This is a genomic window from Poseidonocella pacifica (genome assembly GCF_900111875.1).
In the GTDB taxonomy this organism is placed as follows: Bacteria; Pseudomonadota; Alphaproteobacteria; order Rhodobacterales; family Rhodobacteraceae; genus Poseidonocella; species Poseidonocella pacifica.
On the sequence record NZ_FOJU01000002.1, the window covers coordinates 403,880 to 425,594 of the forward strand.

Genomic DNA, 21,715 nt, shown 5'->3' on the forward strand with positions numbered 1-21,715 from the left:
CCTCTGACGGGTCATACCAAGAGGGATCTCTCGATGCCGGCTCAAGGCTTGGCTCAATCGCTGACCAAGCCACAGATTCATTGATCCAACGATTTGGTATTAGACACCCAAGTCGTGCCCTCGGTTCGTCAGTCAGCCAGAGAAGATCGCCTCCTACGTCGCCCGAATCTTAAGGGCCTTACTCAGCCTGTCGCCCAAACCAATGGGTTCAGAGCCTCATCTCCCGAAGAAATCGCTCGGCTGAACCTCACGGCCCTTTCGGTCGGAACGTGATCCCGATCTACTGCCCTAGTGGGTCCAGGCGCCTCGGCGGTTGGTGGCGAAGTTTTCGCCATAGCCCATGGGCCGCACGTTAGGTTTGCGCCGCTTGGGTTCCATGACCTGAACCTCGATGCCGTTTTCCTTGGCATAGGTCAGCGCTTCTTCCTTGGTGTCGAAACGGATGCGCACCTGAGAATCCATGTCGCTGGAGGAGGTCCAGCCCATCAGCGGGTCGATATCGCGCGGCTCCTGCGGCGCGAACTCCAGGATCCATTGCCGCGTGCGGGCCATGCCCGATTGCATGGCGTTGCGGGAAGGCTGATAGATGCGCGCGTGCATGGCTGGCTCCTGCTCAAATGGACCTCGGCTGTTATCGGCAAAAACCGCCCGCGCGGCAAGGGGGTTCCACCGCTGCGGGAAGTTTACGGTTGAAGCCCGCCCGGAACGCCCCAATCTAGGGACAAACAAGGAACTCCGCCCATGCCCTATAGCCACTCCGACAAATCCATGCCGTTGATGCACGCCCCGGCGCCGGACGTGAAAGAGCGGGACAAGCTCGAAGGCGGCAAAGCGTTCGTCATGGCCACCGATTTCGAGCCAGCCGGCGACCAGCCAACCGCCATCACAGAGCTTGTGGCCGGCGTGCGCGACGGGGAGCGGGATCAGGTCCTTCTCGGCGCGACGGGCACGGGCAAGACCTTCACCATGGCCAAGATCATCGAGCAGACCCAGCGCCCCGCGATCATCCTCGCCCCTAACAAGACCCTCGCGGCCCAGCTTTATGGTGAGTTCAAGAACTTCTTCCCCGAGAACGCGGTGGAATACTTCGTTTCCTACTACGACTACTATCAGCCCGAAGCCTACGTGGCGCGTTCCGACACCTTCATCGAGAAGGAAAGCCAGATCAACGAACAGATCGACCGGATGCGCCACTCTGCCACCCGCGCCCTGCTGGAGCGTGACGACGTGATCATCGTGGCCTCGGTCTCCTGCATCTACGGCATCGGTTCGGTCGAGACTTACGGCGCCATGACGCAGGACCTGCACGCCGGCAAGGAATACGACCAGCGCCAGATCATCGCCGACCTCGTGGCCCAGCAGTACCGCCGCAACGACGCAGGGTTTCAGCGCGGCTCCTTCCGGGTGCGCGGCGACGTGCTGGAGATCTGGCCCGCCCACCTAGAGGACCGCGCGTGGCGCCTGTCGTTCTTCGGAGAGGAGTTGGAGGCGATCACCGAATTCGATCCGCTCACCGGCCAGAAGACCGGCGATTTCGACCGCATCCGCGTCTATGCCAACTCGCACTACGTGACCCCGAAACCGACGATGAAACAGGCCGTCGTGTCGATCAAGAAGGAGCTTCGCCAGCGTCTCGACCAGCTCGTGAACGAGGGGAAACTGCTGGAGGCCCAACGGCTTGAACAGCGCACCAATTTCGACATCGAGATGCTGGAGGCCACCGGCGTCTGCAACGGAATCGAAAACTACTCGCGCTATCTGACCGGCCGCGCCCCCGGCGAGCCGCCCCCCACCCTGTTCGAATTCATCCCCGATAACGCCATCGTCTTCGCCGATGAAAGCCACGTCTCCGTCCCCCAGATCGGCGCGATGTACAAGGGCGACTACCGCCGCAAGTTCACCCTCGCCGAGCACGGCTTCCGCCTGCCGTCCTGCATGGACAACCGCCCCCTCAAGTTCGAGGAATGGGACGCGATGCGCCCGCAGAGCGTCTTTGTCTCCGCCACCCCCGCCGCGTGGGAGCTTGAACAGACCGGCGGCGTCTTTACCGAACAGGTCATCCGCCCTACCGGCCTGCTCGACCCCCTTATCGAAATCCGCCCCGTAGAGACCCAAGTCGACGACCTGCTTGATGAGATCCGCAAAGTCACCGCGCAAGGCTTCCGCACGCTCGTGACCACGCTCACCAAGCGCATGGCCGAGGATCTGACCGAATACCTGCACGAACAGGGCATCAAGATCCGCTACATGCATTCCGACATCGACACGATCGAGCGGATTGAGATCCTGCGCGATCTGCGCCTCGGCGCCTTTGACGTGCTGGTGGGCATCAACCTGCTGCGCGAGGGGCTCGATATCCCCGAATGCGGGCTGGTGGCGATCCTTGACGCGGACAAGGAAGGCTTCCTGCGCTCCGAGACCTCTCTCGTCCAGACGATCGGCCGCGCCGCGCGCAACTCCGAAGGGCGCGTCATCATGTATGCCGACCGCATCACCGGCTCCATGGAACGCGCCATGGCGGAAACCGACCGCCGCCGCGAAAAGCAGATCGCCTATAACGAAGCGCACGGCATCACGCCCGCCACCATCCAGAAGAACGTCGAGGATATCCTGCAGGGCCTCTACAAGGGCGACGTGGATATGTCCCGCGTCACCGCCAAGATCGACAAGCCGCTGCACGGGGCCAATCTGGAGGCCGTGCTCGACGGGCTGCGCACCGATATGCGCAAGGCCGCCGAGAATCTCGAATTCGAAGAGGCCGCCCGCCTGCGCGACGAGGTCAAACGGCTCGAAGCAGTCGATCTGGCCATCTCCGACGACCCGCTGGCGCGACAACAGGCAGTGGAGAAGGCGAGCGAAGAGGCCACCAAGGGTCGCGGCCGCTCAACGGCCGGGCGGGCCGGGCAAAGGGGCGGGAACAAGAGGCGGGGGAGGTAAGGTAATGACCGACAAAGAAACCATTCGAGCCATTTCAGAAGCGTCAAAAGAAATTGCTAAAACAACCGGCAAAGCGTTTGAACTAGCTGCTAGCTTTGGTCAATTCCTTCATCGAGTTGTAGGCGAACCCGTCGAGGTTGCATCAAGCACATTTTTAACTGATCCCCTCAAAGAATATAAGGTCCGACGACTGCATAGACTGCAAATTCGAACTGAAGAGATTCTTTCCAGCAAAGCAATACACGAGACCCTCTCTGTATCACCCAAATTGGCAAATCGGATATTCGAACAAGCCTCGATTGAGGACACTGATGAAATCCATGATTTCTACGCAAAACTTCTTTCCGAGTCGATGATACCTGGCGGTGAGGATGTAGATATTCGGTTCATTTCAGCGGTCCGCGAGTTCACCCCGGAATGCGCGCGCATGGTAAAATACATTTACCAAAATAGATATGGTGGGCAAGATCACACCTTGGGCGAAAAAGAGATAGAAAAACGTTTCGATGAAGAATCATGGCGCCCATTTCGGCGAAGCGAATTCGTTAGAGAGGGTTTCGATGTTTCACATGCTGACTACTTGGTACGGTTGGGCATTCTGGAATACCCACATGGGCCAGTTGCGAATCCAGAAGTAGTCAGCAGGCAGCGTCATCCTGAGATAGAGGTCGTATTTAGAGTACCTCCAGACAACACGGATCGTGATACCTTTGACGTGGCTGATTTTGGTCGGAAATTGATTTCGGCACTGGAAAGCCCGTAGGTTACAATCGATCTGCCTCGCAACATTGTTGGCTTGGAGAGTTCTCTTATTGCCCGGGCGACCAGCCCGGGCCGCGCCCTCCCCTCCCCGCGGGAGGGCGCATGGCGATGCCGCGCACCGCTAAGCCCTCGTCCGGGGCTTTCGAGATAAACCGCTGACCACAGGCCGCTCGAAGCGCCCACCCCAGGTGAGGGCGCGCCCCTTTTCTCCCATGTCCAACTGCCCCCTGCGCTTCGCGCGCTCGAACCTCGATCCGTCCACAGGCCACCTCACCGCTGCGCGGACCGGCTCCCACCCCAAGCGAGGGCGCGGCCCTTTTCTCCCATGTCCAACCGCCCCCGCCCTTCCACGCGTTCCACCCTCGATCCGTCCACAGGCCACCTCACCGCTGCGCGGTCCGGCTCTCACCCCAAGTGAGGGCGCGGCCCTCGTCGCTCCGACCCAATCGTCCCCAGCGCTCCGTGCGTTCCACCCTCAATCCGCCTAAAGGCCACTTCGCCACCACGCGGGCGAACTCTTGCGATGACCCGGGCCGCCCCAGCGCCCCCTGACCACCGGCGCGGCGCTCTCTGCTCCCGCGCCCTCCCGGCCCTCCGCCCGCCCAGTTAACCCGCCCCGTGGCATACGCGGCGTGTGCACAGGAGTCATACAAATGTCATACGCGAGTCATACGCCCCGAAACGCCGCCAATCCCTTGTTAATCAAGGCGTAGCGCCGCGATTCGCCCCCGGCCCGCCCGGTCCCGGTGCGCCGCGTTTACCTTCCGAAAATTCGCCCTCTCGAAAAATTTCACGGCGCACTCAAATACCCACTTGAACGACTCGATGTTCGGGCGCATATGCGAAAAATCCGGCGCGTGAGGCTCCGCCCCGGAGGCCGCAAGGAGTGGTCCCCAAGGCGTCCCCTCGACATTTGGAACCCGCCCATGCGCGCCCTTCTCGCCGCTCTCGTTGCGCTTGCCGCCACCACCGCCACCGCCGATCAGACCACCGGCAAGGTCGTCTCCTTCGATGCCCGCTCCAAGGTGCTCGTCATGGCCGACAAGACCGTCTGGGAACTGGGTTCCGTGGCGCTTCTGCCCGAGGGCATCACCACCGGCGACACCCTGCAACTCACCTATGAGACAGCGGGCGAAGACGGCCTCACCTCCATCGATCTCGTGGAAAAGATCGGCGGCTGATCCCAGACGCCCACCCGGAGGCACGTTCTTGCCGAGCGCCACGGCCTCCGGGGATTTTTTCCGGCAAACTTGCACGAAACGGGAGGTTTTCCCGTGAAATTCCCGTGCATTTGGGGATTACAGACTCCATTCTGACCAAAACAGTAGGAGCGGCCCCATGAGTCGACACGATGTCGCGCTCACCTCAGGAAACTTCCTCATCGTGCTGCGGCAATTGCTCGTCGCCGAGGATATCGCCGACACGCTCTGCGACCGGTTCCCCGGCGCGCAGGTAGAGCGGACACGGGGCGCGGAAGAGGCGCTGCAGAGGATCGAGGCGGGCCTGCGCGCCGACCTCGCCTTTGTCGAAATGTCGCCCGCTGAATTCGACCGCTCAGACTTGAAGCAAGCCTTGCTGCTGCAAGGCGCGCGCATCATCCTGCTCGGGGACGCGGCCGAACTGGCAGAGGAGGCCGAGGGGTTTCCCGTGCTCAGGCGTCCGTTTTCAACGGTGGCTCTTCTGAGGGTGATTGACGGTCTGGATCTGCGCCGAGATCCCTGATCCGGCCTTCCCACTCGATGCGGGTCTTCTCCCACAGGATGAACATCTGCGGCAGCAACGGATCGATCCCCTCCCCGCCCGCCTTGCAGCAGGTTTCGATCTCCTTGAGCGCCTGATGAAACTTCAGGGCGCCGTACATCCCCGTCATACCGCCTACCGCATGGGCCCGGCTCGCCAGATGATCGAGATCGGAAGTATCCGTGAACTCCGGCAGCGCCTCTTCGACCTCCGCAATCACCAGTTTCAGGCGATCTACAAAGGTCTCCTCCCCCACCAGATCGATGAGATCGGAGAGTTGCCGCTCATCCAGCACCCCCTCCGCGGCCTTGGTCGCCGGGGCCGCGCTTTGGCCCGCAAAGACCTCCGCAAGGCACTTGGCCAGATCGGCGAGGCTGAGCGGCTTGCCAAGGAAATGATCAAGCCCTGCGGCCAGAAATTCGGCACGTTCCTCCGGCATCGCATGGGCGGTTACGGCAACCACCGGCGTGCGCTTGTTCGGCCCGTCTTCCGACCGGATCGCGCGGGTCGCCTGTATGCCGTTGATGCCCGGCATGGAGATATCCATCAAGATCACGTCGAAGGGCGTGCTGCGGGCCGCTGTAACGGCCTCCGCCCCGCCTTCGGCCAAGACCACCTCGTGGCCCTGACGATGCAGCATCGCCTCCAGCAACTCCCTGTTGATGGCGTTGTCATCGACCACCAGAACGGACTTCGAAGGAATCCGCGGGCTAGGAGAGTTGCGCGCCTCAGGCAGGGACGCCGGCGCGTTCGCAGGCTCCACCGGAAGAGCCACGACAAAGCGCGCGCCCCCCATTTCCGCCGCCTCACAGCACACCTCGCCGCCAAGCTGCTCGACCAGCCGCCGCACGATCCCAAGACCAAGCCCCGTGCTGCTCTCCCTCCGGTCGAGCCGCGCCTCCAGCGTGACAAAGTCCCGAAAGATACGCGTCCGGTCGGCTTCGGGAATGCCAGGGCCGTTGTCCTCGACCTCCAGCATCAGCAGCGGCTTTTCCCCTTCGGCCTTGTGACAGACAGCGCGCAGCTTGACCTGTCCACCGGGGGTGAACTTGATGGCGTTGCTCACGAGGTTGACGACGATCTGTTGCACGGCGCGCGGATCGGTCACCACGGTGCAGGCATCGATCCCGTCGGTCTCCACAGTCAGACGCGTCCCCGAGGTGCGCGCAAGTGGGTCCAGCACGTTCTGAAGCCCCGTCGTCAAAGCCTTGAGATCCACCGCCTTGGGCCGGACCATCGGCGCGCCCACCTCGTCACGCTCCAGCGTGAGCACATCAGTGATATGGTCGAGCAGGATCTCTCCCGAAGTGGTCGCCGCCGTCAGAAATCCGCGCTGTTCGGCATCCAGCGTGGTGCCCTCAAGCAGTTGCAGCGCTGAGAGCACCCCGTTGAGCGGGGTCCGCATCTCGTGGCTCATCACGGCGAAAAAACGTGATTTATCGCGATAGGCGGCAAGGGCGGCATCGCGCGCCATCATGATCTCGCCCTCGCGTTCCTTCTTCTCGGTAATGTCTCGGATATAGGACACGATCACCGGGCCAAGCGATGTGCGGGTGAAGGACATCGACAACTCGGCCGGGAACCGCGTCCCGTCCTGTCGAATCAGCTCGCCCTCGCGGCGGCCTCCTTCGGCATCCGTGCCGTCCCCCGCCCGCCGCAGACGCTGCAACCCGCGGGACCGGCCGATCCGCTGCGCTTCGGGCACGAACAGCTCGGCGAAGCTCCGACCGTACGCATCTTCCCGCCCGATACCAAAGATGTCTTCGGCAGAGCCGTTGAAATCGAGGATGCGGTCGTTCTCATCCGTCACGACAATCGCATCGAGCGAGGCCCGCAGCGTGGTCCGCTGGCGCAGCAGGCTCTGCTCCGCCTCGCCCGACGCGCGGTGCAGCGCCTTTGTCTGGACCCAGAGCCACAGAACCGCTCCGATCAGCGCGAGGGTCACCAACAGGATCACCGCCGCCAGAACCTTGACCAACCGGGCCACCCCGTGACGTTCCGCCTCCACCCGCTCGGCCCATGTGGCGATGGACGACAGTGCGATTTCGCGGGGCATGTCGGACACCCGCGCAATGGCCGCCGTCAAATCGTCGAACTGCGCCATCAGGCGGGCATCGCTGGAATCGATGATCGGGATCATCTCGTCGAGGGACCGGCGAAGCTGCAGGATGTCTTCGGAGTCGGAATCGGTCAAACCTTCGATGATCCGGGCGCGGCTGTAGAAAATGTCGAACCGCTTGCGCAATTCCTCCAGATCCTGCGTCACCCCGACCCGCGCCTGCGTCAACGCCTGTTCGAGCTTCAGGAAATCCACTTCCAGCTGCGAAAAGGCCCAATCGACGTTGTCGCGCGACGAGGTATCCAGCCACACCGCCCGCTGCCACAGCGCATTCCCGAGATAAAGCGAAAGCGCCACCCCGCCCACCAGCACGGCGACCAGCAGGTTCCGCAGCCAGATGCGCCCGGCGTCGCTGCCGGGTTTGGTATCGGGCTGAGGGGTCATTGCACGTCCAGACGTACCAGCTGCCAGATGGAGCGGCTGTAGATGGTTTCGGTCTGATAGGCCGGGATCATATCATAGGGATAGACGATCCAGAGCGGCCCCTTTTCGCGTCGGGGCATCGGCTCCCCGTCGATCTCATAGGCGATGATCGGACCGGGGGTGACGGCATCCTCCAGCGGTATGGTGATGTGATAGTCGTTGATTGCCGTCGCCAGAAGCTCACCCGTCACGATCCCCAGATGCGCCGCGAGATCCGCGAGCGACACGCCGGTGAACCTGTGCGACCCAACGGTCCAGATCGTGGAGGTTTCAAAGCTCGTCACCGGCAGCAACTCAAGCTGCGCCAACGTGAAGCGGTGTTCAGTCTCTCCGACCTGCACCGTCAGCAGGGCCTCGTCGGCCTGCACGCTCGACGCACCGATCCAGAGCGCCACCGCGATGAGCCCCGAACGGAGAAGTCTGGTCATCAAATTCATCTTGGTTCCTCGGCGTACGACAAGCAAGCGTTCGGGCCACGGCCCCGACATATCGGCCGAATTCTAACTTGTGGGTTGCAACTTGCCAGAAATCGGTAGCACATCACCTATATACGCAAGAATAGTGAGACATTCTGGCACACTAGGCCAAAGTTCCGTTTGCACCCGGCACCGCGGCCTGTGAGACTGATGTTCCGGACGGGGAGCCACGGGAAGCTGAGACGATGCTCAAGATCCTGATAGCGGATGACCATGACCTGGTACGCGAGACAATCGCCCTGTTTCTGGAAGCCGACGGCGGTTGCCAGACAGAAGCCGCGCGCGATCTTAAAGAAGCGCTGAAGACGATGGAGGCCGAGGGCCCGTTCGATCTTGTGCTGCTCGACTACACCATGCCCGGCATGAAAGGTCTCGAGGGGCTCGACGCCGCGCTCAAGGCCTCCGGGGGGCGTCCCGTGGGGCTGATCTCCGGTACCGCCACCCGCGATGTGGCCGAAGAGGCGCTGGCGCGCGGCGCGGCGGGTTTCCTGCCCAAGACCCTGCCTGCCCGATCATTGGCCAATGCTGTGAAATTCATGGCAGCAGGAGAGGTGTTCGCCCCGCTCAGCTTCATGTCCGCCGCCGAGGGCCCCGGGGAGACCCCCTTCGCCGAAGTGCTTTCCCCGCGGGAGAAACAGGTGCTTCGCGGCCTCATGAAGGCACAGTCCAACAAGGAAATCGCCCGCGACCTCGACCTGCAGGAAGTGACCATCAAGCTGCACGTCAAGACGCTCTGCCGCAAGCTGTCGGCCAAGAATCGGACCGATGCGGCCATGATCGCGCGGGACGCCGGCTTCGCCTGATCGTTCACGGTTGCGCGCGTGCCGGTGGACATTCGCCGTTCCAAGTGTATCTCCGAAAGCGACAGGAAAAGGAGCGCAACATGAGTGATACTGGCTGGACCCCGCCACGCATCTGGACTTGGGACGCGGAGAATGGCGGCGAATTCGCCAAGACCAACCGCCCCATCTCCGGACCGACCCACGACAAGGAGTTGCCCGTCGGCAAGCATCCGCTACAGCTTTATTCGCTGGCGACCCCGAATGGCGTAAAAGTCACGGTCATGCTCGAAGAATTGCTGGAGGCCGGTCACGACGCGGAATATGACGCGTGGCTCATCCGCATCGGCGAGGGCGATCAGTTCGGCTCCGGCTTCGTGGACATCAACCCGAATTCCAAGATTCCCGCCCTGATGGATCACGGCACCGGAACGCGGCTTTTTGAGTCGGGTTCGATCCTGCTCTACCTCGCGGAGAAGTTCGGCGCGTTCCTTCCCCAAGATCCCAAGGCCCGCACCGAGGCGTTCAACTGGCTCTTCTGGCAGATGGGATCGGCCCCCTATCTTGGCGGCGGCTTCGGGCATTTCTACGCCTATGCCCCTGAAAAGATGGAATACCCGATCAATCGCTTCACCATGGAGGTCAAGCGCCAGCTCGACGTGCTCGACAAGCGTCTGGCCGATAGTGAATGGTTGTCCGACAGCTATTCCATCGCCGATATCGCCAACTGGCCATGGTACGGACAGCTTGTGTTGGGCCGTCTCTACGACGCGGAGGAGTTCCTCGATGCCAAGAGCTACACCCATGTGAACCGCTGGGCGCGCGCGATCGACGAACGCCCCGCCGTGCAACGCGGGCGCATGGTCAACCGCACATTTGGCGAGCCTGAAACCCAGCTTCACGAGCGTCATTCCCCCGAGGATTTCAAGACGCGCACGCAAGACAAGCTCGACGCGGCGGAGTGATCCAACAGAATCCCTGTTGACACCGGGTGCCACACCTTTAGAAGGCGGGCTTCAGGATTTTCGGAACGGGCCACCGGGCCCGCGACCAGGAGAGTGACAATGGCGAAGCCGACGACCATCAAGATCCGTCTGAACTCGACCGCGGGCACGGGCCATTTCTACGTGACCAAAAAGAACGCCCGCACGATGACGGAAAAAATGTCGATCAAGAAATACGACCCCGTCGTGCGCAAGCACGTCGAGTACAAGGAAGGCAAGATCAAGTAAGCCTTCCTTGATCGACCGGATTTGAGGGCCGCGCCGAGGGTGCGGCCCTTTTCTCATTCACGCGCCAGCTTTATGATCGGTCCATGTCCCAGAACCCGCCCGACCTTCGCCCCGACCTTGCCCCGCGCGCCCGGATCACCGGCGCGCCTCGCTCCGGCCAGCCGACCATCGGCATGGTCTCTCTCGGCTGCCCCAAGGCGCTGGTCGACAGCGAACGCATCCTGACGCGCCTGCGCGCCGAGGGATACGGCATTTCCCCCGACTACACCGGGGCCGACGCCGTCATCGTCAACACTTGCGGGTTTCTCGACAGTGCCAAGGCCGAATCCCTCGATGCCATCGGCGAGGCGCTGACCGAAAATGGCCGCGTGATCGTGACCGGCTGTCTCGGGGCGGAGCCCGATTATATCCGGGAGCATCACCCCAGGATTCTCGCCGTGACCGGCCCGCACCAGTATGAGCAGGTGCTCGATGCCGTGCACGTGGCCGTCCCGCCAAGCCCCGATCCCTTCATCGACCTGTTGCCCGCCGCGGGCGTCAAGCTGACCCCGCGCCACTACAGCTACCTCAAGATCTCCGAGGGCTGTAACCACAAGTGCAAGTTCTGCATCATCCCCGACATGCGCGGCCGCCTCGCCTCCCGACCGGCGCGCGCCGTGCTGCGCGAAGCCGAAAAGTTGGTCGAGAGCGGCGTGAAGGAATTGCTGGTCATCAGTCAGGACACCTCCGCCTATGGCACCGACTGGAAAGACCGCGAGGCGAAATTCCCGATTCTCGACCTCGCCCGCGATCTGGGCCAACTCGGCGCGTGGGTCCGGATGCACTACGTCTACCCCTACCCCCATGTGCGCGAGTTGATCCCACTCATGGCCGAGGGGCTCGTGCTGCCGTACATGGATATCCCGTTCCAGCATGCCCACCCCGACACGCTCCGCCGCATGGCCCGCCCGGCCGCCGGATCGCGCACCCTTGATGAGATCGCCGCCTGGCGCGCGACCTGCCCCGACATCACCCTGCGCAGCACCTTCATCGTCGGCTATCCCGGCGAGACGGAAGAAGAGTTTCAGACCCTGCTCGACTGGCTGGATGAGGCACAGCTCGACCGGGTCGGCTGCTTCAAATACGAAAACGTCGAGGGCGCCCGCTCCAACGCGCTGCCCGACCACGTGGCCGAAGAGGTCAAGCAAGACCGCTGGGATCGCTTCATGGAAAAGGCGCAGGCCATCTCCGAAGCAAAGCTTGCCGCCAAGGTGGGCCTGCGTATGGAGGTACTCATCGACGATATCGACGAGGACGGCATCGCCACCTGCCGCACCAAATCCGACGCCCCGGAGATAGACGGCAACCTCTTCATCGACGAGGGCACCGAGGGACTCTCCGTCGGTGATCTTGTCACGGTCGAAGTGGACGAGGCGGGCGAATATGATCTGTGGGGTCGCACACACCGCTAAGCAAGCTGGTGGTTTTGTCTAGTTCTTCATCGTCTCTAGCTGCGTTCTTAAAGCGCGGATGCGCTCCTCAAGCAGCGTCTGAGAATAGGCATTGTCTCGCATTAGATGATCTGGTTGCATCACGAACTGCACTTCGACAGACGCGTCGTCTTTATCCTTGGCTAGTTGAACCAAACGCTGAATCTCACGAGCAGGTCGCCCCTTCAAGTAATCTAGCTCGATGCTTCCGTACGCGGTATCCCCGATACGATATACGTAGGTGTCAGACCCCGGTTCCATTGCAAGCTGCTCGAACCGCTCGAACAACTCACTCTCAACCCGCATGTTTGCCAGCCGCACAGTGAGGTTTTCAGTGGCTCCATCCAATTTCGAAAGTGCCATGACCACTTCGTCGGTTCTAGCTTCTAGCCCGCTGCCGACGATCGACTTAATCTCGCTCGAAAGCTCCGAAAAGGCAGTCTGCAAATCGTTACGCTCCCGAGACCCGACGGAGCTAATGCTCTCTATCTGGCCATCGAGTCTCGCTTCCGATGCTTCGATTTGAGCTTCAGAAATCAAGTAGTTGGAGCCTGTCACAGCCAACATCAAAGCGGCTAACGCTGCGTAGTCTCCTAATGAAAGATTGAACGCTGCCATTGCAAAAACCAAACGCAGGACTCTAAGTGTGTAGTAAACACCACGTTATGAATATGTGCAAGAGAGCCAAAATCACAACGGTTTGAAGGCCAAGTCTTGTCACTCTCAGTCTCCACGTCGGGATCAGGTTTAGTCTCACGAACTATCTGCGAAACTAGTTTACAGATTCTTACGACAACCGCGCGCCCTCTTAATCCCGGCTCCGATCATACGGGCGTGTGACACAAAGTCATACATATGTCATACGAAAGTCATACCCGCTTTTCAGCGACTTGGCCCATATTAACCTGACCTTCGGGCCGATTCGGGATGATGCCGGACGCGGCGGCCCGATCCGGCTCTATCCACCGCGACCTTGAGGCCACATATGTCTGTGATGAAGCCCTATCCGATCTACACCCGCGCCGAGCGGGTCGCCGATGTCGCCGTGCACCTGTTGGGGCTCGCAGGCGCGATCATCGGCATCATCCTCGTGTTCTCCCATCTGGGCGAGAGGATGGGCTGGGGCGCGCTGAGCGCCACGCTGGTCTATTTTGTTGGGCTTATCCTGATGATCAGCGCCTCCATGGCTTATCATCTGGGGGCCTATACCGCCGCCCGCCCGATCCTTCGGCGGCTCGATCATGCCGCGATTTATCTCAAGATAGCGGGCACATTCACGCCCCTTTCCGTCCTGCTCGGCACCGCCTTCGGCTATGCCGTTCTGGCCTGTGTCTGGGCCGCGGCGATCGTCGGTGTGGTCTTGAAATTCCTGACGGCCGCGCATCGCTTCGGGCATTCGTGGCTGCCCTATGTGGCACTCGGCTGGGCGGGGGTTCTGCTGTTCATCCCGCTGGTCCCGATCCTGCCGTGGTCAAGCCTCCTGCTGCTCTCTTCGGGCGGCCTGCTCTATACCGGCGGCGTCGTCTTCTATGTTGCTGAAAGCCTGAAGTTTTCCAACGCGATATGGCACAGCTTCGTCATCTGTGCCTCGGCCTGTTTCTTCCTCGGAATCGCCCTCGCGCTCGCCGCGCTTCTCTGACTGCGAGCCACCCTTTGACCATGCTTCAACGCAGCGCCTTTTGGCGGGCAGAGAAGGGCGCGTCGCCCCCTGAAGCAACACTCGGTTTACCATAGGTCAGGGTTTCCCGACCTGCGCCAATACTTGCTCTCGTGATATGGCTGTTCTTGTTTTCAGACCAATCAAATTCCCGGAGTCGCTAATGGCGCAAAATCTTTTCCCTCACGCGACCCTCTTCGAAGTCGCTGGCATGGTGGGTTTTTTCTGCTACGTGACGAATTACCTGCGCCTGACCTTCAACCGCGTGTCGAGCGCATCCCGCAGTTACTTCGCGCTCAACATCATCGCCTCGGCCCTCGTGCTCGCAAGCCTGACGGCGAACTTCAACCTGCCTGCAGCAATGCTTCAGAGCTTCTGGTTGGTGGTGTCGACCTTGGGTTTTGGGCTTCGCTCTCGGCGCGGCCCCGCGACCTAAAGCCCGCGCGCGGTTCTACGCACCGTATCCATCCGCGCCGCGTTGGGCGGATGGGTGCCGAGGAAGCGGTTGCCGGGATCGGGGATGCGCGCAAAATACTGGGCACCACGTACGGGATCAAATCCCGCATTATGGGCGATGATCGTGCCCAATGCATCGGCCTCTAGCTCGTAATCCTTTGAAAAGGTTCGAGCTCCGACCGTGGCACCAAGATCTTGCGCCGTCTTTACCGCGCTGGAATCCGCCCCCGTCGCGCTCGCGAGGCTGCCGAAAACGATGGCCCCGACTGTTGCGACACCTCGCTGCCGATCAATATGACCTGCGATATGGTGCGAGGCTTCGTGCCCCATGACAAAGGCCAACTCATCGACGTTCTCCGCCTCTGCGATCAACGCCTGCGTAAACGCGATCACCGGACGATCGTTGGCGTCACGCGTCTGATAGGCGTTCGCAGGCTGGTCCGGGCGACTGTCCACCACGATCTGGAAATCGCAGTTCACGTTGCGCGTGCGCGCTTCGCATTCCCGTTCCGCCACAGGCTCCATGATACGCACAACATCCGCAAACGTACGCGCAGAAGGACGGGTTGGAGTTGAGATTTGCGAACCGCTCTGGCTCGGCAGCGGAGCGGGAGAAGTGACCGGCACGCAGCCGCTCAGGGCCAGGCCGAAGAGGACGATGGGAGCGGTCAGACGCAAGAGTTTTCTCACTTTTCAAAATTCGGGCGCTTGCGCTCACACATAGTCCCTCCCTCCCGTCAAGACCAGTGCCGAGCAGATCTCCGTTTGCATCCGGCGCCGGCGCGCTTAGTCTGCAATCATGTTCAGCATCGAGCACGAATTTGATTCCACCGTTGTAACCCTCGTCGACGAAGGCCCCGCCCCCTTGCAGGAGGATGTGGCCATCAACGCATTTGAGGAATGCATCACGATTGAGCAATACGACCCGAGGACCGACAGGATGCAGAAGATCACCCTGTCGATGAGTCAGTTGCGAGATCTCGGAGCGGCGCTCGACCTGCCCGAAGGGGTTTACAAGTTCGCCGAAGCGGTGCGGTAGAGGCGGCGCTCACGCCGCAATTTTGTTTGGCCGCGACCCTCGCCAAGCGCCTGATCCGCCCCTGAAAGTCGAGAAATGGCCGCCACGCCTTGACGCCGCGCGGCCAACAGCCGACATCTCCCGCAGACTGATGAAAGGCTACCCATGACCAAGACCGGCTCAGACGCGCTCGATTTCCTGCTTACCCGTCGCTCCCGACCCGCCCGTATTATCGGGGCGCCCTATCCCACGAAAGAGGATCTGCTGCCACTTCTGACCGCTGCCGCCAGAAGCCCCGATCATGGCAAGCTGGAGCCTTGGCGCTTCATCGTGCTGAGCGGCGGCGCCCTGTCCCGCCTCGCGGATGAGGTGAAGGTCGCCGGCGAGCGTTTGGGGGAGCCTGCGGAGAAGATTGCGAAATCTGCCGAAGCCTTCTCGGATGCAGGCCTCGTGGTGGCCGTGATCGAGATCCAGAAGGAGTCCGACAAGGTTCCAGCGCTGGAGATGACCTACTCAACCGGTGCCGTTTGTCTCGCCCTGTTGAACGCTGCACTTGCGGCAGGTTGGGGAGCAAACTGGCTTTCCGGCTTCGCGGCCCACGACCGGGGTTTCGCGACCGCCGCGCTTGGCCTTGCACAAAACGAGCGCGTGGCGGGTTTCATCCATATCGGCACTGGCAAATCGGTTCCGCCGGACCGCCCGCGCCCGGAGCTTGACGCGATTACGGAGTGGGTGGAGGCATGATCCTCCGCGCGATCCTGCTCTCTCTGGGGCAGATCGGCGATCCACGCTTTAGGCGCGTGCTTTTCCTTGGCGTCGGGCTGACGCTGGCCCTGCTACTTGCCGCGTATCTGGCCGTTTTCTGGCTGGTGGGGTGGCTGGTGGGCGATGCGATCAGCCTGCCGTTTCTGGGGGAGGTGTCATGGGTCGACGACGCGCTGAGTTGGTCATCGCTCCTGCTGATGATCGTGCTGTCGCCGTTCCTGATGATCCCGGTCGCCTCGGCTTTCACGTCGATCTTCCTTGATGACGTGGCACAAGCGGTAGAGGACCGGCACTATCCCGGATTGCCGAAGGCGCGCTCTACCTCATTGAGCGCAGGAATTCGCGACTCAGTGGGGTTTCTCGCACTTCTGATCGTGGTCAACATCGCCGCGCTGATCCTCGCCCTGATCTTCGCGCCTTTCGCCCCGTTCATTTTCTGGGGCGTGAACGGCCTGATGCTCGGACGCGAGTATTTTCAATTGGCCGCCATGCGCCGGCTCGGACGCGAAGAGGCCCGCGCCCTACGCCGCGAAAATCAGATTTCGATCTGGATTCTCGGCACCCTCATGGCCGTCCCCCTGACCATTCCGATCATGAACCTCGTGGTTCCCATCATAGGCGCCGCAGCCTTTACTCACCTCATCCATCGACTGCCAGAGGCGCCATCCGCCCGAACCAATCCATATCCCGAACAGTGATCATTCCCGATAGGATGATCCATGCGATGATGACCCACAGCACCGTTGTCACGGCTGTCGTGACAATGGCCTTGCGGCGGATTTTCGGATCCGAAGGTGAGGAGGAATGTGTGCCGGGAACAATCTCTCCCGCTTCTCCTTGCGTCACGAGCCGCAGGGGAAGCACGATCAGAAAGACCATGAACCAGATCACGGCATAGAGGACGATTGCGGACGTAATTCCCATGAGAGATCCTTGTTGCTTGCCTCAGTCAATTGTGTCCGATTGCACCCCGGCGCAACCCCGTCAAACCTCTTCCAACTCGACAAGACACCCCTGAAAGTCTTTTGGATGGAGAAACAATACTGGTTTGCCATGCGCCCCGATCTTCGGCTCCCCGCTCCCCAGGACACGCGATCCGCTCGCCACAAGCTGATCGCGGGCGGCGCGGATATCGTCCACTTCGTAACAGATGTGGTGAATGCCTCCCGATGGGTTCTTCTGTAAAAACCCGTTGATCGGGCTGTCCTCGCCCAAGGGATGCAAAAGCTCGATCTTGGTGTTGGGCAGCGTGATGAAGACGACCGTGACCCCATGCTCTGACTCGTCCTGCGCAGGGCCGACCTCCGCACCAAGCGTGTTGCGATATTGCTCTGCCGCGGCCTCTAGGTCAGGCACCGCGATCGCCACGTGATTGAGCCGTCCGATCATTTTCATCTCTCCCCTGCCACCCGTCTCTTATCCTGTCAGAGACCTGTTGTGGCAAGCGGACACAAGGCCGCGTCAGGTAACGTTAACGGCTCGTTAGGCATGGCGGGATACCTCTTGAGTCGTAACCTTGTTTGAGGACTGTGCCATGGACGATCTCGATCCACTCGCCCTTACCCGTACGCCGACCCCCGCTCGCCCGCTTCTCGGGCTCACGGTCCTCGTCGTCGAAGACAGCAGGTTCGCTTGCGAAGCAATGCGCCTGCTCTGCCTACGAAGCGGCGCACGGATCAGGCGGGCCGACAGCCTCACCTCCGCCCGGCGCCACCTTCAGGTCTACCGTCCTTCGGTCGTTATCGTGGATCTCGGCCTCCCGGACGGCGCTGGCGAGGATCTCATCGAAGAGATGGCCTCCATGCCCGGCCGGACCTGTGTCATTCTGGGGATCAGCGGTGACGAAAGCGGATCGACCCGCGCCATGAGTGCTGGTGCCGATGGGTTCCTCGCGAAACCGGTCAAGAGCCTTGCGGTTTTTCAGGAAGCCGTTCTTGCCCATATCCCCGCAGAGCATCACCCCCGCGGCCCGCGCGTCATCAGTGAAGATGTCATCTCGCCCGATCCCATCGCCTTTCAGGACGATATCGCCCACGCGGCTGAGGTCCTTTCGGGTGCGGATGGAGAATACGTCGTGGACTACGTCTCTCAATTCCTCGCGGGCCTCGCGCGCACGGCGGAGGATGCCCCCCTCGCCAATGCTGTTGCCCAGCTCGAAGAAAAGCGTCAGGCCGGACAGCGATCCGGTCAGGATGTTGAGTTGTTCGCATCCTTCCTCAAATCCCGCCTTGATCGCAAGATCGCGATCTGAGGCTAGCTGAAGTCGGGATAGGTCGCGAGGATTTCATACTCCGCGCCTTCCCGCCTCAGATGCGATCGATAAAGCGCGATCTCTGCAATCTCCGTCGCAGATAGCGATACATCCCCGAACGCTTGAATATCCCTGCCGACCCGTTGTTGTTGCTCTGGTGTCGCCGCGCTACTCATGCGGGCGACGGTCACGTGCGGGCGAAATCGCCGTCGGGGCAAATCGACTCCCGCCATACGGACCGCCTGCGCGACGCGCCCTTGCAGCGCCACGAGGCCCGGACCCGCGGTTGCACGCAATGCAACCGCGGGCCCGAACAGATCAAGCCCGCCAAGCTGCAACGTGATCGGGTATATCGCAAGGCTGCGAAGCATCTCATCGACGTCCTGCGCCAGCGGAATTGAGCACTCCCCGAGAAAGGCCAGGGTCAGATGCAGGTTGTCTTCGTCAACTGGCCGCCCGCCACGGAGCCTGCTTTGGAGCGCAACGACAGGCTGCAACAGCTCTTCGGGTAGCGGCAGACCGACGAAGAGCCGCAAATCACCCGATCCCCGCTGCCGTCAATCGCGCCGAAAGACGCAAGGCATGAACCGGGTCATCTGTCACGCCGGGCAGAACCGGATCGTACGCCGCCCGCAGTAGCGCGGCAATGTCCGGGCGCAAAACCTCGTTCCCTTCGAAGCGACCCAACGGTGATCGTTTTTCGAATGCACCTTCGGACCACAGAAGCAACACCTGCGCGACCTGCGACAGGGCAAGCGCGTGGACGGGTATGCGCGCCAACGCCCCCTCCATTCGCAGGAACACAAAGCAAGCTCGGATTGCCCCGTCTTCATCGAAGCGGAACAGCCGATACTGATGCGCATTCTGCGATTCGAGCCGAACCACGAGCGGACCCAGATCGGGGATCATCGCACTCAGATTCGGCAGCTCCAGCAATTCGCTCCACTCGCGGAAGAAAAATACCATGACATTGGCGCCAAGCTCCGGATCAGTTTCCGCCATTGTGTGGCCTGCGAAGCCGACCACTGTTTCGAACGCCCCTTTCACGACATTCAACGTGGCATCCTCCACACCGAAAACCACCGGAGAGATCGGCCGGCCCCAGCGGGCGAAACGATAGCTGCCGTCAGGCTGGGTGAAATGGGCGGCAATCTCTTCAGGTGTCATGGGAACAAGTCCCCCTGCCCCGGCGCCTTTGGCGCGGCAAGTCCAAGATGGCTCCACCCCCCGGCGGCGAGCATCCGTCCGCGCGGGGTACGCTGGATGAGCCCCTGCTGCAGCAGGAACGGCTCGATCACCTCTTCCAGCGCGTCGCGGCTCTCACTCAAGGCCGCCCCGAGAGTTTCGATCCCGACAGGGCCGCCGCCATAATGCTCCGCGATCAACCTGAGGTATCGACGGTCCGCTCCATCTAGCCCGAGGTGGTCAACCCCAAGTCTGGTCAGCGCGTTGTCCGCAAGATCCCGCGTGATGCGGCCGTCTCCCTCCACAACGGCAAAGTCGACCACCCGCCGCAAAAGGCGCCCGGCAATCCGGGGCGTACCCCGCGCCCGGCGGGCGATTTCCCGCGCTCCGGCCTCTTCGACCGGAATGCCCAGCTTGCCGGAATTTCGCGAGACGATGAGGTTGAGTTCCTCAACGGTATAGAACTGAAGCCGCGTCGGAATACCGAACCGATCCCGCAAAGGCGTCGTCAGAAGACCAAGGCGGGTTGTGGCCCCGACAAGCGTAAAGGGCTGCAACTCGATCCGCACGGTGCGCGCCGCCGGTCCCTCACCGATCACAAGGTCGAGTTCGAAATCCTCCATCGCTGGATAAAGCACCTCTTCCACCACGGGATTGAGCCGGTGAATCTCGTCGATGAACAGGACGTCGTTGGCCTCTAGATTGGTCAGGATCGCGGCGAGATCCCCCGCCTTGGCAAGAACCGGGCCGGAGGTCATGCGGAACCCCACACCCAGTTCGCGCGCCATGATCTGTGCGAGCGTCGTCTTCCCGAGCCCGGGAGGGCCGTAAAACAGGGTGTGATCCATTGCCTCGCCGCGCTGACGCGCGGATTCGACGAAGATCCTCAGATTGGCCCGCGCCTCAGCTTGGCCGATGAATTCATCGAGTCCTTGCGGGCGAAGAGCGCGATCTGCATCCTCGGGCAACGGGGCGGGCCGGAGCGTCGGGTCGGATTCTGCCATGGCTTATCCTTTCGGCGCGAGGAGCTTCAACGCGCCGCGAATGAGACCTGCGGTATCCGCCTCGGGCAGATCAGTGGCCGCTTGCGCCACGGCGCTGGCCGCTTCACTCGGCGCATAGCCCAGATTTCCCAGTGCCGATAAGGCTTCGGCCTGCGCCGAGCCGCCCGCGGATGGGGTCATTGGAACATCCGGCATCGCCGCCGGGACGGTCCCCGCGGCCTCGGAGAGGGATCCGCCCAACGCCATGACCCCGGGGGCCTTTTCCTTGAGTTCATGCGCAATGCGCTGTGCGGTCTTCGGCCCGATACCTTTGGCCGCTTTGATCGAGGTGATGTCGCCAAGCGCGATCGCGCGGCCCACGCCTTCGGGGCCAAGCGCACTGAGAATGGCGAGGGACGCCTTCGCCCCCACTCCCTGCACAGTCATCAAAAGCCGGTGCCATTCCTTCTCCAGCAGCGTCGGAAACCCGAAAAGCTGCAACAAGTCCTCCCGGACCAGCAAATCGGTGTAGAGCGCGACCGCCTCTCCCCGCCCCGGCAGGGTCTGAAGGGTCCGGTCACTACAATAAACGAGATAGCCCACCCCGCCCACGTCGATCAGCACATGATCAGTGCCCCGGTGATCCAGTCGCCCTGTAATCTTACCTATCATCGCCGCGCCTCCCCGATGGCGGCGGCAAGCCGCGATGCCGCCCCGCCATGATGCGCATGACAAATCGCAATGGCCAAGGCGTCCGCCGCGTCCGCGCTATCGAAGTGGCACCCGGGAAGCTGCATGGCGACCATGTGCTGAACCTGCCGTTTGTCCGCATGACCGACACCGACGACAGTCTTCTTGATCTGGTTCGGGGCATATTCCGCGACCGGCACTCCCGCCTGTGCCGGTACCAACAGGGCGATGCCCCGCGCCTGCCCTAGCTTGAGCGTACCTGCGCCATCCTTGTTTACGAAAGTCTGCTCCACCGCGGCCATTGTCGGCATATAGGCACGGAAAACTTCGGTGAGTTGCTCATGCAAAGACAGCAGACGCCCCGCAAGGTCGTCCCCCACGGAGTGGCAAACGCCATTCGCGACATGGCTCAGGCGGGATCCCGACACCTCGATCACCCCCCAACCCATGTTCCGCAGGCCCGGATCGATCCCCAGAACGCGCATACCTGCTCCTCGCTCGATTATTTTTTTGAGATCTAGCACGAAAGGCGAACAAAGGCCAATGCCCCCACCTTGGGGCATACCCTCACATTAAGGATGTTTTGCGACGCCGGATCGACTGTTTGCGACAGAATCGCGCTTGGATTTTATGAAGTCTTTACAGGGTATTGACGCGCGCCCGACCCATGCTTTGCGGGCATGACACCCATGCGAATTTGCCAATTGCCGGATCAACTGCGCCTGACTAAATGGCGCGCTGAACAAAAAGAACACGACCCGGAAGGACTTCAA

General features: G+C 61.6%; 26 protein-coding genes. 14 read left to right on the plus strand and 12 right to left on the minus strand.

Going from position 1 to position 21,715, the window contains the following annotated elements; genetic code table 11:
* Positions 1-288: 288 nt before the first annotated feature.
* On the minus strand, positions 289-600 hold the full coding sequence (locus BM234_RS07070; RefSeq protein WP_092062383.1) for an ETC complex I subunit: 312 nt from the start codon (positions 598-600) through the stop codon (positions 289-291).
* Positions 601-741: 141 nt separating this feature from the next.
* Between BM234_RS07070 and uvrB the strand changes: the two genes are divergently transcribed.
* The 4 genes from uvrB (at position 742) to BM234_RS07085 (ending at position 5,421) form a co-directional block, all read left to right on the plus strand.
* Positions 742-2,937, plus strand: a complete 2,196-nt coding sequence (uvrB, locus tag BM234_RS07075) for an excinuclease ABC subunit UvrB (RefSeq protein WP_092062386.1) — start codon at positions 742-744, stop codon at positions 2,935-2,937.
* A gap of 4 nt (positions 2,938-2,941) precedes the next feature.
* A complete protein-coding gene (locus BM234_RS17245; protein WP_139226775.1) occupies positions 2,942-3,700 on the plus strand; it encodes an Abi-alpha family protein in 759 nt (252 codons plus the stop codon).
* Positions 3,701-4,625: 925 nt separating this feature from the next.
* Complete coding sequence (locus tag BM234_RS07080; RefSeq protein ID WP_092062389.1) at positions 4,626-4,880, plus strand: hypothetical protein; 255 nt, start codon at positions 4,626-4,628, stop codon at positions 4,878-4,880.
* Positions 4,881-5,037: 157 nt separating this feature from the next.
* Entirely contained in the window at positions 5,038-5,421 is a 384-nt protein-coding gene (locus BM234_RS07085; protein ID WP_092062392.1) for a hypothetical protein, read from the plus strand.
* Here the strand turns inward: BM234_RS07085 and BM234_RS07090 are convergent.
* Positions 5,351-7,942 carry a response regulator gene (locus BM234_RS07090; RefSeq protein ID WP_092062395.1) on the minus strand — a complete coding sequence of 864 codons (2,592 nt, stop codon included), beginning with the start codon at positions 7,940-7,942 and terminating at the stop codon, positions 5,351-5,353. The genes BM234_RS07085 and BM234_RS07090 overlap by 71 nt on opposite strands.
* Entirely contained in the window at positions 7,939-8,409 is a 471-nt protein-coding gene (locus BM234_RS07095) for a putative pterin-binding protein (protein WP_092063264.1), read from the minus strand. The genes BM234_RS07090 and BM234_RS07095 overlap by 4 nt, the downstream gene beginning before the upstream one ends.
* A gap of 233 nt (positions 8,410-8,642) precedes the next feature.
* Between BM234_RS07095 and BM234_RS07100 the strand changes: the two genes are divergently transcribed.
* The 4 genes from BM234_RS07100 to rimO all read left to right on the plus strand — a co-directional run bounded on the left by BM234_RS07100 (position 8,643) and on the right by rimO (position 11,919).
* Positions 8,643-9,260, plus strand: a complete 618-nt coding sequence (locus BM234_RS07100; RefSeq protein WP_092062398.1) for a response regulator — start codon at positions 8,643-8,645, stop codon at positions 9,258-9,260.
* Positions 9,261-9,340: 80 nt separating this feature from the next.
* On the plus strand, positions 9,341-10,201 hold the full coding sequence (gene yghU / locus BM234_RS07105; protein ID WP_092062401.1) for a glutathione-dependent disulfide-bond oxidoreductase: 861 nt from the start codon (positions 9,341-9,343) through the stop codon (positions 10,199-10,201).
* Positions 10,202-10,300: 99 nt separating this feature from the next.
* Complete coding sequence (rpmG, locus tag BM234_RS07110; RefSeq protein ID WP_089276079.1) at positions 10,301-10,468, plus strand: 50S ribosomal protein L33; 168 nt, start codon at positions 10,301-10,303, stop codon at positions 10,466-10,468.
* Between the two features lie 83 nt (positions 10,469-10,551).
* Positions 10,552-11,919 (plus strand): 30S ribosomal protein S12 methylthiotransferase RimO, encoded by a 1,368-nt coding sequence (gene rimO, locus BM234_RS07115; protein ID WP_092062404.1) that lies wholly within the window; start codon positions 10,552-10,554, stop codon positions 11,917-11,919.
* Positions 11,920-11,937: 18 nt separating this feature from the next.
* Here rimO and BM234_RS07120 read toward each other — a convergent pair whose 3' ends face one another.
* Complete coding sequence (locus BM234_RS07120) at positions 11,938-12,555, minus strand: hypothetical protein (RefSeq protein WP_139226776.1); 618 nt, start codon at positions 12,553-12,555, stop codon at positions 11,938-11,940.
* 367 nt (positions 12,556-12,922) lie between these two features.
* Here BM234_RS07120 and trhA point away from each other — a divergent pair, with 367 nt between their 5' ends.
* Complete coding sequence (gene trhA / locus BM234_RS07125) at positions 12,923-13,576, plus strand: PAQR family membrane homeostasis protein TrhA (protein WP_092062410.1); 654 nt, start codon at positions 12,923-12,925, stop codon at positions 13,574-13,576.
* Positions 13,577-13,757: 181 nt separating this feature from the next.
* Positions 13,758-14,030 carry a CBU_0592 family membrane protein gene (locus BM234_RS07130; RefSeq protein WP_092062413.1) on the plus strand — a complete coding sequence of 91 codons (273 nt, stop codon included), beginning with the start codon at positions 13,758-13,760 and terminating at the stop codon, positions 14,028-14,030.
* Here the strand turns inward: BM234_RS07130 and BM234_RS07135 are convergent.
* Positions 14,027-14,740 (minus strand): M48 family metallopeptidase, encoded by a 714-nt coding sequence (locus BM234_RS07135; protein ID WP_425439231.1) that lies wholly within the window; start codon positions 14,738-14,740, stop codon positions 14,027-14,029. The genes BM234_RS07130 and BM234_RS07135 overlap by 4 nt on opposite strands.
* Positions 14,741-14,849: 109 nt before the next feature.
* Here BM234_RS07135 and BM234_RS07140 point away from each other — a divergent pair, with 109 nt between their 5' ends.
* The 3 genes from BM234_RS07140 to BM234_RS07150 all read left to right on the plus strand — a co-directional run bounded on the left by BM234_RS07140 (position 14,850) and on the right by BM234_RS07150 (position 16,531).
* Positions 14,850-15,089 carry a hypothetical protein gene (locus BM234_RS07140; protein WP_092062415.1) on the plus strand — a complete coding sequence of 80 codons (240 nt, stop codon included), beginning with the start codon at positions 14,850-14,852 and terminating at the stop codon, positions 15,087-15,089.
* A gap of 144 nt (positions 15,090-15,233) precedes the next feature.
* A complete protein-coding gene (locus BM234_RS07145) occupies positions 15,234-15,812 on the plus strand; it encodes a nitroreductase family protein (protein ID WP_092062418.1) in 579 nt (192 codons plus the stop codon).
* Complete coding sequence (locus BM234_RS07150) at positions 15,809-16,531, plus strand: EI24 domain-containing protein (protein ID WP_092062421.1); 723 nt, start codon at positions 15,809-15,811, stop codon at positions 16,529-16,531. The genes BM234_RS07145 and BM234_RS07150 overlap by 4 nt, the downstream gene beginning before the upstream one ends.
* On the opposite strand, the gene BM234_RS07155 is transcribed toward BM234_RS07150, so the two are convergent.
* Positions 16,473-16,757 (minus strand): DUF1467 family protein, encoded by a 285-nt coding sequence (locus BM234_RS07155; RefSeq protein WP_092062424.1) that lies wholly within the window; start codon positions 16,755-16,757, stop codon positions 16,473-16,475. The two genes, BM234_RS07150 and BM234_RS07155, sit on opposite strands and share 59 nt — an antisense overlap.
* 60 nt (positions 16,758-16,817) lie before the next feature.
* Complete coding sequence (gene mce / locus BM234_RS07160; RefSeq protein WP_092062427.1) at positions 16,818-17,222, minus strand: methylmalonyl-CoA epimerase; 405 nt, start codon at positions 17,220-17,222, stop codon at positions 16,818-16,820.
* 145 nt (positions 17,223-17,367) lie between these two features.
* Here mce and BM234_RS07165 point away from each other — a divergent pair, with 145 nt between their 5' ends.
* Complete coding sequence (locus BM234_RS07165) at positions 17,368-18,084, plus strand: response regulator (protein WP_092062430.1); 717 nt, start codon at positions 17,368-17,370, stop codon at positions 18,082-18,084.
* A gap of 2 nt (positions 18,085-18,086) precedes the next feature.
* Here BM234_RS07165 and thpR read toward each other — a convergent pair whose 3' ends face one another.
* From thpR to ruvC, 5 genes are read right to left on the minus strand one after another with little or no spacing between them, the layout of a single operon-like run.
* Complete coding sequence (thpR, locus tag BM234_RS07170; protein WP_092062433.1) at positions 18,087-18,620, minus strand: RNA 2',3'-cyclic phosphodiesterase; 534 nt, start codon at positions 18,618-18,620, stop codon at positions 18,087-18,089.
* Position 18,621: 1 nt separating this feature from the next.
* Complete coding sequence (locus tag BM234_RS07175) at positions 18,622-19,251, minus strand: hypothetical protein (RefSeq protein WP_092062436.1); 630 nt, start codon at positions 19,249-19,251, stop codon at positions 18,622-18,624.
* Positions 19,248-20,273: a Holliday junction branch migration DNA helicase RuvB gene (gene ruvB / locus BM234_RS07180; RefSeq protein WP_092062439.1), complete on the minus strand. Its 1,026-nt coding sequence runs from the start codon at positions 20,271-20,273 to the stop codon at positions 19,248-19,250. The genes BM234_RS07175 and ruvB overlap by 4 nt, the downstream gene beginning before the upstream one ends.
* 3 nt (positions 20,274-20,276) lie before the next feature.
* Positions 20,277-20,924 carry a Holliday junction branch migration protein RuvA gene (gene ruvA, locus BM234_RS07185; protein WP_092062442.1) on the minus strand — a complete coding sequence of 216 codons (648 nt, stop codon included), beginning with the start codon at positions 20,922-20,924 and terminating at the stop codon, positions 20,277-20,279.
* Positions 20,921-21,427, minus strand: coding sequence for a crossover junction endodeoxyribonuclease RuvC (ruvC, locus tag BM234_RS07190; RefSeq protein ID WP_092062445.1), 507 nt, complete (start codon positions 21,425-21,427; stop codon positions 20,921-20,923). The genes ruvA and ruvC overlap by 4 nt, the downstream gene beginning before the upstream one ends.
* Positions 21,428-21,715 lie beyond the last annotated feature (288 nt).

Coding starts and splice junctions, on each gene's coding strand:
- BM234_RS07070 (WP_092062383.1), bottom strand. CDS start 600: ATGCACGCGCGCATCTATCAGCCTTCCCGCAACGCCATGCAATCGGGC.
- uvrB (WP_092062386.1), top strand. CDS start 742: ATGCCCTATAGCCACTCCGACAAATCCATGCCGTTGATGCACGCCCCG.
- BM234_RS17245 (WP_139226775.1), top strand. CDS start 2,942: ATGACCGACAAAGAAACCATTCGAGCCATTTCAGAAGCGTCAAAAGAA.
- BM234_RS07080 (WP_092062389.1), top strand. CDS start 4,626: ATGCGCGCCCTTCTCGCCGCTCTCGTTGCGCTTGCCGCCACCACCGCC.
- BM234_RS07085 (WP_092062392.1), top strand. CDS start 5,038: ATGAGTCGACACGATGTCGCGCTCACCTCAGGAAACTTCCTCATCGTG.
- BM234_RS07090 (WP_092062395.1), bottom strand. CDS start 7,942: ATGACCCCTCAGCCCGATACCAAACCCGGCAGCGACGCCGGGCGCATC.
- BM234_RS07095 (WP_092063264.1), bottom strand. CDS start 8,409: ATGACCAGACTTCTCCGTTCGGGGCTCATCGCGGTGGCGCTCTGGATC.
- BM234_RS07100 (WP_092062398.1), top strand. CDS start 8,643: ATGCTCAAGATCCTGATAGCGGATGACCATGACCTGGTACGCGAGACA.
- yghU (WP_092062401.1), top strand. CDS start 9,341: ATGAGTGATACTGGCTGGACCCCGCCACGCATCTGGACTTGGGACGCG.
- rpmG (WP_089276079.1), top strand. CDS start 10,301: ATGGCGAAGCCGACGACCATCAAGATCCGTCTGAACTCGACCGCGGGC.
- rimO (WP_092062404.1), top strand. CDS start 10,552: ATGTCCCAGAACCCGCCCGACCTTCGCCCCGACCTTGCCCCGCGCGCC.
- BM234_RS07120 (WP_139226776.1), bottom strand. CDS start 12,555: ATGGCAGCGTTCAATCTTTCATTAGGAGACTACGCAGCGTTAGCCGCT.
- trhA (WP_092062410.1), top strand. CDS start 12,923: ATGTCTGTGATGAAGCCCTATCCGATCTACACCCGCGCCGAGCGGGTC.
- BM234_RS07130 (WP_092062413.1), top strand. CDS start 13,758: ATGGCGCAAAATCTTTTCCCTCACGCGACCCTCTTCGAAGTCGCTGGC.
- BM234_RS07140 (WP_092062415.1), top strand. CDS start 14,850: ATGTTCAGCATCGAGCACGAATTTGATTCCACCGTTGTAACCCTCGTC.
- BM234_RS07145 (WP_092062418.1), top strand. CDS start 15,234: ATGACCAAGACCGGCTCAGACGCGCTCGATTTCCTGCTTACCCGTCGC.
- BM234_RS07150 (WP_092062421.1), top strand. CDS start 15,809: ATGATCCTCCGCGCGATCCTGCTCTCTCTGGGGCAGATCGGCGATCCA.
- BM234_RS07155 (WP_092062424.1), bottom strand. CDS start 16,757: ATGGGAATTACGTCCGCAATCGTCCTCTATGCCGTGATCTGGTTCATG.
- mce (WP_092062427.1), bottom strand. CDS start 17,222: ATGATCGGACGGCTCAATCACGTGGCGATCGCGGTGCCTGACCTAGAG.
- BM234_RS07165 (WP_092062430.1), top strand. CDS start 17,368: ATGGACGATCTCGATCCACTCGCCCTTACCCGTACGCCGACCCCCGCT.
- BM234_RS07175 (WP_092062436.1), bottom strand. CDS start 19,251: ATGACACCTGAAGAGATTGCCGCCCATTTCACCCAGCCTGACGGCAGC.
- ruvB (WP_092062439.1), bottom strand. CDS start 20,273: ATGGCAGAATCCGACCCGACGCTCCGGCCCGCCCCGTTGCCCGAGGAT.
- ruvA (WP_092062442.1), bottom strand. CDS start 20,924: ATGATAGGTAAGATTACAGGGCGACTGGATCACCGGGGCACTGATCAT.
- ruvC (WP_092062445.1), bottom strand. CDS start 21,427: ATGCGCGTTCTGGGGATCGATCCGGGCCTGCGGAACATGGGTTGGGGG.